The sequence below is a fragment of the Arthrobacter globiformis genome (assembly GCF_030818015.1).
Lineage (GTDB): Bacteria > Actinomycetota > Actinomycetes > Actinomycetales > Micrococcaceae > Arthrobacter > Arthrobacter globiformis_C.
In genome coordinates this window covers 211477-224277 of sequence record NZ_JAUSZX010000001.1, presented here as the reverse complement: position 1 = coordinate 224277, position 12801 = coordinate 211477, and the positions used below count along the sequence as shown (strand labels likewise).

7 protein-coding genes are annotated in these 12801 nt (G+C 63.6%); 2 read left to right on the top strand and 5 right to left on the bottom strand.

Features of this window, described 5'->3' with window-relative positions; all coding sequences use genetic code 11:
* Nucleotides 1–3999: 3999 nt before the first annotated feature.
* The 5 genes from trxA to QFZ23_RS01025 form a co-directional block, all read right to left on the bottom strand.
* Nucleotides 4000–4326, bottom strand: coding sequence for a thioredoxin (trxA, locus tag QFZ23_RS01045; protein ID WP_003800194.1), 327 nt, complete (start codon nucleotides 4324–4326; stop codon nucleotides 4000–4002).
* A 39-nt stretch (nucleotides 4327–4365) separates the two neighbouring features.
* Complete coding sequence (gene trxB, locus QFZ23_RS01040) at nucleotides 4366–5322, bottom strand: thioredoxin-disulfide reductase (protein ID WP_306920114.1); 957 nt, start codon at nucleotides 5320–5322, stop codon at nucleotides 4366–4368.
* 226 nt (nucleotides 5323–5548) lie between these two features.
* Nucleotides 5549–7285: an ABC transporter substrate-binding protein gene (locus QFZ23_RS01035; protein WP_306920113.1), complete on the bottom strand. Its 1737-nt coding sequence runs from the start codon at nucleotides 7283–7285 to the stop codon at nucleotides 5549–5551.
* A 172-nt stretch (nucleotides 7286–7457) separates the two neighbouring features.
* On the bottom strand, nucleotides 7458–9572 hold the full coding sequence (murJ, locus tag QFZ23_RS01030; protein WP_306920112.1) for a murein biosynthesis integral membrane protein MurJ: 2115 nt from the start codon (nucleotides 9570–9572) through the stop codon (nucleotides 7458–7460).
* Between the two features lie 71 nt (nucleotides 9573–9643).
* Complete coding sequence (locus QFZ23_RS01025) at nucleotides 9644–10144, bottom strand: NUDIX hydrolase (protein ID WP_003800186.1); 501 nt, start codon at nucleotides 10142–10144, stop codon at nucleotides 9644–9646.
* Nucleotides 10145–10339: 195 nt separating this feature from the next.
* Between QFZ23_RS01025 and QFZ23_RS01020 the strand changes: the two genes are divergently transcribed.
* Both QFZ23_RS01020 and QFZ23_RS01015 read left to right on the top strand, forming a co-directional pair.
* Nucleotides 10340–11848: a CCA tRNA nucleotidyltransferase gene (locus tag QFZ23_RS01020; protein ID WP_306920111.1), complete on the top strand. Its 1509-nt coding sequence runs from the start codon at nucleotides 10340–10342 to the stop codon at nucleotides 11846–11848.
* The gene (locus QFZ23_RS01015) at nucleotides 11845–12426 is read left to right on the top strand and encodes a histidine phosphatase family protein (RefSeq protein WP_306920110.1); all 582 of its coding nucleotides are present in this window, start codon (nucleotides 11845–11847) and stop codon (nucleotides 12424–12426) included. The genes QFZ23_RS01020 and QFZ23_RS01015 overlap by 4 nt, the downstream gene beginning before the upstream one ends.
* Nucleotides 12427–12801 lie beyond the last annotated feature (375 nt).

The window sequence follows — 12801 nt, the reverse complement described above, 5'->3', positions numbered from 1 at the left end:
TGGATAAGGCTGTGGATAACCCTGTGGGTAAAGCTGGGGATATGACGCAGTCCGCGGCCGAGTTGACCAGGTCAGTGGGTCCGGTCGGGCGTGGGTGATGCCCGCTCTCGTAGGTTCCTGCTGCGGATGTTTCACGTGAAACGGCGCATCAGTACCAGCGCGCCGGTGCGCTCCAGCACTTAGGGCGGCTCTTGCAGTCATTCAACGAGCCCAATAGGTTTCCTATCCCCTTTCCTGACGCACAGTTTCAGTGGATCGTCGTCCGGACGACCATATGGAATCGTACGGCGCAACTCCGCGGAGCGCGCGCCCGGGACAAGTCACGCTGTGAATTTCCTCATAGACGCCCCCTCGTAATCCACAGCACAGCGCAGCGGGCTGTGGATAAGGCTGTGGATTCCGTTGTGGATAAGTCTGTGAATAATGTCATTGTGAGTCTCAATACATCGGCACATGAAGGCCCCTTGATTCGCTTCAGGTCTGCCATTCCGTGGGTTCCGCAGGGGCCCTCGGACCGGTTTTGGGAGAAGCCACAACGGAGATGTCCGATCCCGAGCCATCCCTCATGGTGCCTGGTCGCCCGAGAAGGCACGACTCCGGATTCACCATCTAGCCCCGACGCCGGGTGGACAGTGCGTGCGGCGCACGCTGAACCACCTCTCCCGCAAGCAGGTCGTGGCGCGCCCTTGATCTGATCAAAGCTCGATAGGCCGCTGGTATTCCAGTGCACGGTTGCATGAACTTTGCCGTAGGGGCTCCAACTGGCGCGTTGGCCTCCGGGGCAGGGTATGGAATTCGGCGATCGGGCCAGCGGGCCGGCGTGGAGAGCGCACCATGGAGTAGTGCCCTTACATACGGGCGGTAGCCGAAGCCCCTCGGTTCCACGTGCTCAGGGCCCACGGCCCGGAGCTTGGTCGTTTCCTGGAGGCCGGGGGTGAAAGCCCCTAACCACGATGCAGGCCCTGGGGCGACCATCGTCCGCTTCCATGCTGGAGTCGGTGCCTGTACATTAGTGTCGGTCACCAACCGCGACGTTGGTGCCGTGGTCCAGCGATTGTTTCTGCTGCCCTGTGCCGGGGTGAGGATGCTGTGGCCTCAGACTGGAGTCGCCCAGGTTTGCCACCCTTCGGATGCATGCGGCGTCGCGTCCACCTGCCGGACGTTGAGAGATGCCGGCCCTTCTCATTTCGCCTTCGAGGCTGAGTACGGACCATCGCCGGATGAGCTGGTTGCTTCGGATGCCACCGTGCGGGGTCACCGACGGCTCTGTCGGTATCGGTCGTCCTTCAACAGCCGTCGGGGCCGGTGACTATGAAGACGTGAGCAGGTTTGACGTGTGATGACGTGGAGGCCCGAGCGGGCCTGGCAGGACGCGGTATAGGACCTCTTGAGTGGACGGGCACAGCGGTCGACTCGAAGCGGTCGCGAGTTGGGGGCCGTGCAGCGCTATGCACCGTTCGCCGGTCAAGAGTGCTTGTGACCGTACGGCGAAGCCGTACTCAGCACTTCGTGGTCCTTCCCCATCCGTGACGTCTTCGCCTGCGTTTTTCGGACCAGCCAGGTAAACGCTCAGTGCCGGGACGAGCATGACCGTGAAAGCGAGGGCTCCGAGCCATGGTGGTGCTTGGCGTGCGGATCGTCTTGTTGCGGTGCGCCCATTTCTTCCGCTAGTTTCACGTGAAACGTTGAGTACGAGCCTAGCCCTGTGGTTCTCCGCGCTACGGGCAGTTCTTCGAAGTAGCTGGCCGCTGCAATGCATGCAGCTTCGCTGCATGCATTGGTCTCCGTCCTCGGTGAGGTGCCCGTTCGGTGAATGTGGCAGGTGGCAGCCTGCAGATTGGAGCCCCGTGGAATGTGAATGAAGGCCTGCACGTACGCTTGCCCCGACTTGGCGGGGCCAGGACTGAGTTTGAGGAGCGGATCGATGACGAGGATGCCCCGAGCACTGTTGTGGAACGTTTTCGCGAGTATGGCTACTCGCCCGTAGGCATGCCGAAGCCCGACTGGCACTGCCACGCACTGTTTCACGTGAAACACCCTTACGGGATAGTGGTGGCATGCGACCCGCCAAGATTGTTCGTGTTTCACCTGAAATGAGAACTTGCGTCTCGGCTAAACACTGCCGGTGCTGCACAGGGCCGACCCTGCAGGATAGCGCGGTTGGCCGCCCCAGAGGTGACTACTTGACCACGTTGCGTACAGAAGCACACGGCATCTTCGCGGAACACAACCCCTTCATTGTCTATGCTGTCCTGGCGGGCGGCATGTCAGGCTCCGATGACAGTCTCCAAGCAATTGGAGTGGTTCGAGCGAAAGCTGGTCTCCTCCGGCGCTATATTCGTTAGTCCGCCCAAGCGCACACGCCTACCTACTTCCTGGCCGCGATTGAGTTCGGCAGATGGCTCTGTTCTTCCTTGATGCTCTCTGACGCGGGCGTATGTTCCGCTACGTGCCCATGGTGCATTGAGTGCGTGGCCCGGGTGCAGGTGAATCGATTAGTGTCGCCGCAGGCTGGCCGAAGGGAGGCACCCTCTGCACCCACGAAGAATCTCCTGAAGAATCCTCCAGTTCTTGGTGAGCCTTCTTCAGTTTCTGGGTAGGTGAGTGTGCAGGCGGATCGGGTGCTTGCTTTGACTAGCGATTTGCGTTGAATATCCGTCCACGCAGCGGATTTGTCGCATTCGCCACTCATTCGCTTCCCATGCCGGATTTCGGAAATCACGCGATCGGAACATGGGGCATCTGGTGGCTATTGGAGATCTGTGACAATCTGAACCGCCCGCCCGCCGGAGGCGGGCGTTCTATAGCCCCCGCGCAAGACTGGGTCGGAGTCAGGCGGGGACGCCCCAAACGCTGCGGATAGAGGGGTGCGCTGAGGGCTCAGGGTACGCCCTGATGTGTCCAGCCGCGGGCCGGTGCTGTCTGTTTATGGCGGGCAACTGGATGGATAGTCGGGTAGGGGACTGCTCAGGACTGCTACGGTCGGTGCGGTGTGTTTCACGTGAAACACACCTGCCTCAAAGGGCTCCCAGCAAGGCGTTCGCCGAGGGCTTTCGGGTTCCCAGGAGACGCTGTTATATCCGCCGGTGCTGTAGCCGGCACCATGCGCCGCGGTCCGAGCGGCTGCGCCAAGAAGGGGACCGCGCCTAAGTGAAGGCCCGGAGTTCGATTTGTCAGTACATTGCGGGGCGCCTTCAGGGGTAGTTCGTGTCGTTCATGGCGCTGCCGGTAATGACTGGTGGGCATCACCAGAAGTCCCTTGCGGACGCGCTGTTGCGGAGACAGTCGTTCCCAATGCTTTGCGAAACGTGCGCGGGGTGCGCGTAGTGCCGGCATGAACGTGGACTGTTACTGAGATGGGTCGTTTTTTTCTGGCAAACCCCACAATGGCGGCCCACGCCGGCGGCCCTGTACGCGAATGGGGCACGTCGTGGCCCAGATCCCAGATCCAGTCGCTCAGCCCGCTAGTTTCACGTGAAACATTGCCACTGGGCGGGCGCCTCGGAGGAACTGGTTTCGGCTAGCTCCGAAGGACATCGAATGCACCCGATCTGAAAAGGTCATCAGCCAAGATGCGGCGGTTCTGGAGGGTGTCTGCGGGTCAAAGGTTGCTCGCACCACGCTTCGGTGTCGTCGGATGGATTCTGGGTGAAAATACAGCGAGAAAGAAATCGAAAGAGGTTCGTTTAGCCCAACTGCCTCGAAGTTTGGCTCCACTTGTGAGCATGCCTGCACTGGGCCCCCGGATTGGACTCGGGATTGAAGTCTGCGGCACGAGCGTATCGGCCTACGCTGGACCGGACGGCTGTAAGGCTGGACTGGCTGGGGCCTTCGGCCTCCCCTGCTGGTGATGACGCCGTCGCTGAGCTGCAGGTGTCATCGTGCACGAGACCCAGCAGAGGAACAAAAAGGTGGCCACCACTCCCCTGAGAGTGATGGCCACCGTTGTACGCATCGCCGGCGTTGCCTGTCAGGTTTCCCGTCAAGGCCTGATGTGGCTTAGGACAGAACGTCCGCGAATTCCTTCTCGAAGAACTGCTTCGGCTTGGCACCGATGACTGTGCTCTTCACTTCGCCGCCCTGGAACAGGTACACGGCGGGAATGGAGGTGATGCCGTACTCCGCGGCGATGGCCGGGTTGTCATCGACGTTCACCTTGACGACATTGACCTTCTCGCCGTACTCCACCGAGATCTCATCCAGGATGGGACCCAGTTTCCGGCACGGACCGCACCATTCGGCCCAGAAGTCAACGATTACCGGCTTGTCAGCGGCGAGTACATCAGTGCTGAAGCTCGCGTCAGTTACGTCTTTTGCGTTGCTCATAACCCTTGTCTCTCTCTTCGAATGATTTTTCAGCGCCGGTCAGGCGTGAAGGTCTGCGAGGTAGTGCTCGACGTCGATCGCTGCAACACAGCCGGAGCCTGATGCAGTGATCGCCTGGCGGTAGGTCGGGTCCACGACGTCGCCGGCGGCGAAGACTCCCTTGATGCTGGTGCGGGAGCTGCGGCCCTCGACGGCGATGGTTCCGGCGTCCGTGATCTCGAGGCTGTCCTTGATGAGCTCTGTGCGCGGATCGTTGCCTATCGCCACGAAGACGCCGGTCACGGCGAGCTCGGACTCGGTGCCGTCGACCAGGTTCTTCAGCTTCAGGCCGGTGACTTTGTCTCCGCCGAGGACGTCCTCGACGGCGGTGTTCCACACGAAGCTGATCTTCTCGTGGGCCTGCGCGCGGTCACCCATGATTTTGGACGCCTTCAGCGTGTCGCGGCGGTGCACCACGGTCACGGACTTGGCGAACTTGGTGAGGAAGAGTGCTTCCTCCATGGCAGAGTCGCCGCCGCCGATCACTGCGATGTCCTGGTCCTTGAAGAAGAAACCGTCGCAGGTTGCACACCAGCTGACACCGTGGCCCGAGAGCCGCTTTTCGTTGGCCAGGCCGAGTTCACGATACGCCGAGCCGGTGGAAAGAATGATGGCGCGGGCGCGGAAGGTCTCCCCCGTTGCGATCGTGACCGTCTTGATGTCGCCGTCGAGATCCAAGGCTGTGACGTCCTCGAACTGGATCTCGGTGCCGAAGCGGGCAGCCTGCTTTTCGAAGTTCTCCATCAGGTCCGGACCCATGATGCCCTCCGGGAAGCCCGGGTAGTTCTCGACATCCGTGGTGTTCATGAGCTCACCGCCCGCGGTAACGGAGCCAGCCAGCAGCAGCGGCTTCAGGTTGGCGCGGGCCGTGTACACGGCGGCCGTGTAACCTGCGGGGCCGGAGCCGACGATGATGACATCACGTACTTCTGACGCGCTGTTTTCTGCGGTGCTCACTGAACGGTGAACCTCTTCCTTTGTCGATGCGCCAGCCTTCCGGCCGGCCACATGGCACAACTGATTGGCAGTGCGGAATATTCCAAACGTGTTTGGAGGCAGGCGAGAACGCCCGTGCCTGCACGGACACACCGCCACGGGACTTTCCACAAGGGTACCGCCTCCGGCGACCCCAGGGCATGCCGGTTACGCCCGGGAGGAACGTGACTGCTGAACGGCAGTGACCCTACTGGACCTTGATCTCCGCGAGCCGCAGGCCGTAACCAAAGCGGGTCTTCGGAGCAGCAAGCTTGGGCAGGTTCTTGATCGAGATGATGACGTACTGCGCGGTCACCGGTTCGGCCAGCGGCATGGTGAGGTCAGGCGAGGTGAAGCTGTTGGTTCCCACCTGCTTAGCACCGTCGAGCGCCGGGCGGTCGTTGGTGTAGACCGTGATGCTTCCGCCCGAGGCACCCAGCTGGTTCAGAGTGATCGAGGAGACCTGGGACGGGCTCTTGAGCTTGACCACCAGCGGGACACCCTCGGGAGCAAGGCCGCCCCAGTCCTCGGTAGCAAACTCCATGTCTGACCAGTAGCTGGCCGCATTTCCGTCGAACGCCTTGCCGAGGTCGTCGTCGTACGTCGCAGCGAAATCAAAGTTGCCCTGGCGGGTGATCCCCTCGATGGCCGGCGGCCCTGCCGCCGGAGCGGTGCTCTTGGTCGGCGTTCCGGCACTCGGCTCGGTGGCAGCCGACGGCGGTGCGGTGGCTCCGGGGGTCGCTTCCGTTTGCGGTGCGCTCTTGAAGAGGCTGCCGAGGTTGGTCACGGCGAAGATGAGCCCGACGATCAGTACGGCCGCGAGAAGGCCACCGACAAGCCACCGCATGGAACGCGGTTCCTTCTGTGGCTCGTCGTCTTCATCGCCGTAATAGTCGGCAGCGGGAGCAGTGCCGGTGCGGGCAACGGCAGGGAAATTGCCTGCACGGCGGTCCTGCTCGTGCGCGTTGGTGCCCTCGTCGTCGTACTCGTCTTCGGGGACGTAGTCATAGTCGTTTTCGGACCACAGCGACACCTTGGATGAGTTATGGCCGTCACCCGAAGCGGCGGCGGCACCGGCGGCCGCTGCACGTGCGCCCGCGGCACCTCGTGCGGCGTTTCCGGGGCGGTTGTTGTCGCGCTGCAGAAGTGCCTGCTCAACGTTGTTATGCTGCGCGGCGTCCTGCTCGTAGCCCTGATCCGGCTGAATCGGCTGCGGCGCAGTGGTCTCCGGGACGCCCTGCCTGTTGCTCCGCGACCCAGCCACCCCCGCGGCGGCGGCACCTGCGCCAGCCACACCCGCGGCTGCGGCACCTGCGGCACCGGCACCCGCGGCGGGACGGGCCGAAGGAAGCGGCGGCACGACAGGAGCCTTCCGCGCCGGCGCTGTGGGTGCCTGCGCAGGAGCCTGCTGCCCCAGCCCCTGCGGAGCCGCTGCCCCGTGGCTGGACCGGCTGGCGGCGGGGGCCGGCGCGGTGGCAGGGTACTGCCCGTCCGGCCGTGACTGGCCTTCGTTGTAGTTGATGTACCCGGCTTCGACCTCGTCTTCGTCGTCGTAGGCTTCGGGTTCGTAGGAGCGGGCCTGGCCGAAGATCTCGCTGCCCAGGGTGTCCGTGAAGAACGGCTCTACGTAGGGCGGGTTTGAGGCAACCACGAGGTCCAGCAGGTCAGCGGCCGAGGTGTGGTTGGTGATCAGATACGTCGTTGCGTCGCTGACTCCGAGGTCCAGGATCTGCACGTTTCCCGGGCGCTCTCCCGTGGCCACTTCGCGGGCGCTTTGGGCTACCTGGTCAGCGTTGTACGGGCCGGCCACCAGGATGCTGACCGGACGGTTCAGCACCTGGTCCACACCGTCCAGCACCAGATCCTGGTCATGCGAACTCAGCACTGTGGCCGTGACCTTGTAGCGGCCGCCAAGTACTGATCCGACATCGATCGGGTGGGACACGTGTTCCTCCTAGCCTGTCCGGGAATTGCTTCTGGCCCTGGCGATGCATCGCCGGAGAAGGCCTCCGGCGCGCCGGCGGACCCCTTGGTCTGCAACTACCCTTGTTCCCCTCGATCCTAGCCGATGCTGTGCAACGGCCGCGGAAGACGGGGCTGGCCGACTCCCGTCCAGGCTACTTTTTCTTCCGCCGCCGCGACGGGAAATGCGGGTTCTGGCCGGGGGTCCCCTGATAGGTCCGGCGGCCAGGGAGCGGGATCTCCCCGCGCAGGACGTTCCCTCGGGCTGTCCCGGGGACGTCCTCCTCAGGAAGGTAAGCGGCGCCGTCGTAATCTTCCGGTTCCGGCCGGGGCGTAGGCCCGACACGGAAGGAGGCAGAATCGAACTCGCCGGAAATCCGGGGAATCAGGCCGGTGTCCGAAGAGACCGTGGCGCGTTCCGGCGTCGGACGCCGCCTCGAGGCAGTGCCAGGGGACGCTCCGGCAGCCGAAGCCCCCGCGGTTGCACGGGCAGGCGGAGCAGCCGCCGGTGCGCCGGAACCGCGGCCCAGCCGCCCCAGCAGCGGCCGCAGCAGGTCGCGCAGCTCGGTGACCCGGAACAGCTTCAGCAGCACCAGGTACGCGGCAAGCATGACAGGCCCGACGACGACGATGGTCACCAGGGCGGCGGGCCGGCTGCTCCAGGCGAAGCCGACCGGGCTGTAGCTGCCCATGAGCCACAGTGCCCCCACGCCGGCAATGGCCGAGCCGAGGGCGGCGTAGCCCATGCGGATGTATGAGTTGATGATCCGCGGACCGTCCAGGTGTCCCAGCAGCCGGCGGAGGAAGATGGCGGAGACGACCACCGAGAGGATGTTCCCTGCGGTGTATAGGACGGCGATGGCGAAAATGATCTGGTCGAACGGCAGGAACTGGATGAAGAACGCGGCCACGACATTAACCAGGGCCAGCACCAGCTGGATGTAGAACGGCGTGCGCGCGTCCTCGTTCGCGTAAAAGACCCGGGACATCATGAAGTTGGCGCTCATGAACGGGGTGCTGAGCGCCAGGATGGTGAGGGTCTGCGCCAGCAGGACACCGTCCGTGGGGCGACCGCCGGAGAAAAACATGCCCAACGGACCCGCCAGGGCGAAAAGCGCCAAGGCTCCGAAAACGGTCGCCACGGCCATGGTCCGCAGGCCGTGGGACAGGGCATCGCGGAGCTCCGCACGGTTCCCATCCTGGGAAGCCCTGGTCATCCTGTTGAACAGCACGGTGGCCAGGGAGAGCGCGATGATCGAGTGCGGCAGCAGGTACAGCTGGCTGGCCACCTCGAGCACGGCGTTGCCGGGCAGCATGGCGGCTGTGCCATGGTCACCCGCCTTCTCGAGGCGAAGCCGCTCGGTACCGGGAATGGTGGCGATGCGCATTACGTACAGGAAGGCGAGCTGCCCGACGGCGGCCGTCAAGAGCGTCCACACGCTCAGTCTTGCGGCGTGGCCGAGTCCCACGCCGCGCCAGCCGAACCGCGGACGCAGTCCCAGCTTCAGCCGGAACACGGGAACCAGCAGAATGGCGGTCTGGGCAACCACGCCGATCGTGGAGAAACCGGCGACATAAAACGTCTGGGACCCGCCCCAGTTGTCCAGCGAATGCGGATTGGTCGTGTTGGCGCCGAAAATCCATATGAACATGCCGAGGCCCGCGATGGCCACGATGTTGTTCAGAATGGGCGCCCACATGGCAGGTCCAAACGCGCCATTGGCATTGAGGACCTGGGTGAGCAGGGCATACAGGCCGTAGAAGAAAATCTGCGGCAGGCACCAGAAGGCGAAGGCAACGGCCAGCGACTTCTGCTGCGGCGAGTAGCCCTGCGTTGTGAGTTCAATAACGGCCGGTGCAAACAGGGTGACGAGCAGGGTCAGGGACATCAGCACCAGGACGGCCAGCGTGAGCAGCCTGCTGATGTAGTCCGCTCCCCTGTCCGGGGCCTTGCTCGCTTTGATGATCTGTGGCACCAGCACCGCATTGAAGACGCCGCCAGCTACCAGAAGGAAGATCAGGTTGGGCAGGTTGTTGGCGTTGATGAAAGTGTCAGTGACTGTGGAGCCCAAGCCGAGGGCGGCGCCCAGCATCCAGGTCTTGCCGAAGCCCAGAAAACGCGAAACGAGGGTTCCGGCCGCCATGATGGCGCTGGAACGGGCCTCGCCGGGCTGCGCGGCACTGGAGGCTGCCTCGCTGGCAGGCGTCACACCGGATGGTGTTTCGCCCGGCTGTGCGGGCTGGTCGGAGGACGGATTGGCTGCTGACATCGTCTTCATCGTCTCACCCGGACGCTGATTTTGCGGCACGCAAAGGGCATCCGGCGGGCATTGCCGGACGGTCAGAGGTGCTCGGGAAGGACTTCGCGTGCCAGGTCGGCGATGCGGCGTTCATTGGGGAACGAAAGCTTGCGGGCAAGCTCGTGGATGGGAACCCAGGCAACATCAACCGCTTCCTTGTCAGGATCGTTTTCGATGGTGAGTTCACCCCCGGTGGCTCGCAGCAGGTAGTGGTGGACTGTCTTGTGGACGCGGTGCCCGCTGACAGTGAACCAGTAATCGATGCTGCCCAGCGGGGCCAGAATGTCACCGTCGATGCCGGTTTCCTCGGCAATCTCACGGACCGCGGCTTCCTCATTGTTCTCCCGGCCCTCCGGATGCCCTTTGGGCAGGCACCACTCCAGCCGGCCGCCCCTGTTAAGGCGGGCAATAATCGCAACCCTCAGTTCGTCGTCGGACGTGTCCACCACGACGCCCCCGGCGGAGACCTCCTCAACGGTGGGGAGCGAGGCCGGGGCCGAGTGCGGTGCAGGCGCGACGTGGGCACCGATTGCCGATGGCAACGGTGGGTTCGTCCTCCTGCCGGGAGCGCTCGGTACTGGATGGGCCATGCAGTCCACTCTAACGACTCTTGCCCCGCGGTGATGACCGGGACATGGCCAGCAGGTGGACTCCATGTGACGGGCTTCGCCGGCGCCGTCGGACAATGACGGGATTTGGTGCGGTGGGGCTTGGTTTTCTGACAAGCTTAAGTAACTATGGCGCACGCACATCAAAAGACTGATCTTCACACCGTTGACTTCCAGGTGGACCCGGTGGTCCTGGAGCTTGGTCAACGGTTCGTGGATGCCGGTCATGAGCTGTCGCTCGTCGGCGGCCCGGTCCGGGACCTCTTCCTGGGCCGCACCTCCCCCGACCTCGATTTCACGACGGACGCGACGCCGGACCAGACCGTGGCGCTGATCAAGAAGTGGGCGGACAACTTCTGGGAGATCGGCCGTGCTTTCGGAACGATCGGCATGCGCAAGGCCGGCTTCCAGATCGAAATCACTACCTACCGGGCCGAAGCCTACGACCCCGAGTCCCGGAAGCCCGTGGTGGCCTTCGGTTCCTCCCTCACGGACGACCTGCTGCGCCGCGACTTCACCATCAACGCCATGGCCCTGCGGCTGCCCTCGATGGAACTGGTGGATCCTTTCGGCGGAGTCCGCGACCTGCACGCCTCCGTGCTGGCCACCCCGGGCGCTCCCGAGGCATCTTTTTCCGACGATCCCCTGCGGATGATGCGGGCAGCGAGGTTTGCATCCCAGCTGGGGGTGGCTGTGCGGGACGACGTCCGAGTTGCCATGACCCGGATGGCCGGGCGCATCAGCATCATCTCGGCTGAACGCGTCCGTGATGAGTTGGTCAAACTCGTCTGCGGGCGGTATCCCCGCGTGGGCATCGACCTGCTGGTGGACACCGGCCTTGCCGAGTTCGTGCTGCCCGAGGTGTCCGCGCTCAGGCTGGAATCTGACGAGCACCACCGCCACAAGGACGTCTACCAGCACTCCCTCCAGGTCCTCGAACAGGCGGCCGCCCTGGAGACGGATTCCGACGGCGCCGTCCCCGGTCCGGACTTTGTCCTGCGGTTTGCGGCGCTGATGCACGACGTCGGGAAGCCGGCTACGCGCCGGTTCGAACCGGGCGGTGCGGTCAGCTTCCGCCACCACGACATGGTGGGGGCCAAACTGACGACGAAGCGGATGAAGAACCTGCGCTTCGATAATGACACCATCAAGGCCGTGGCCCGACTCGTGGAACTGCACATGCGCTTCTACGGCTACGGAGACGCCGGCTGGACCGATTCCGCAGTGCGCCGTTACGTCACCGACGCCGGTCCCCTGCTGGAACGCCTGCACCGCCTGACCCGCTCCGACGTCACCACACGCAACCAGCGCAAGGCCGACCGGCTGTCCTTCGCCTACGACGACCTCGAAGCCCGGATTGCGGCCCTCCGTGAACAGGAATCCTTGGACGCGGTCCGGCCGGACCTCAACGGCGCCGAGATCATGGCCCTGCTGGACCTGAAACCCGGACCCGTCGTGGGCAGGGCGTACAAGTTCCTCCTGGAGGAACGGATGGACAACGGCCCGCTCGATCCTGCTGACGCCGAGTCCCGGCTGCGGGCGTGGTGGGCTGAGCAGCCCGAGTCAGTTGCTCCTTCTCCCGACTCTCACGCTTCTCCCGCCGACGTCGAATCTTCCCTAACCGAGGAGTCCAAGTGAACGCCGCCAACATCGCCCGCCCCCAGCTCTGGATCCTGCGGCACGGCGAAACCGAATGGTCCAAGAGCGGCCAGTACACCGGACTGACGGATCTTCCCCTGACGGTGGAGGGCGAGCAGCAGGCCGTCGAGGCGCGCAGGATCCTGGACACCGTCGATTTCGACCTGGTCCTGACCTCTCCGCTGCGCCGAGCGCGGCGGACCGCGGAACTCGCCGGTTTCCCCGATGCCGTCCACGAACCGCTGGCCGTTGAATGGGACTACGGCGACTACGAGGGCATCAGCTCCGACCTGATCCGCAAGGACAACCCTGATTACCTCATCTGGACGCACGGCGTCCCCAACGGCGAGAAGCTCCATGATGTGGCCGCCCGGGCAGACAAGATCGTGGCCCGGGTCCTGGAGTCCGGGCTGGACAACGTCCTGATCGTGGCCCACGGCCACTTTTCCCGCATCCTTACCGCTCGCTGGCTCGAACTCGAACCTGAAGAGGGCCGGCACTTCATCCTGGGAACAGCCAAAGTCTGCACCCTGGGCTGGGACAAAAGGACGCCTGCCATTGTCCGCTGGGGTCTGTAAAAAGCACCTTGTGGATTTATTTTCAGAATTTCTTGGAAATAAGTAGTCAACCCCATCATTCTTGGTGTACTTTTATTTCTGACCCCAGAGCGACCTGCCAGGGTCATGGCGCACGTTGTCCGGCCAGTCAGCCAGCAACGGCATAGCAGAAAAGGAGGTTGGGAAAATGATTACTTTGACTAGCGGATGGAAGATGACCATCACCGCGTTTCCGGCCTTCGTTGCTGATCCGCGCCCTCTTCACGGACTCGCCCGAGCCTAATTCTGACCCTTCAGCCGCTCTCCCACTTAACAGGAGAGCAGGCCGGACATCGGCAGATGATTCTGCCACCTTTTCAGAAACTCTGACTTCGGCGGTCTGATGTAGCGGTACCC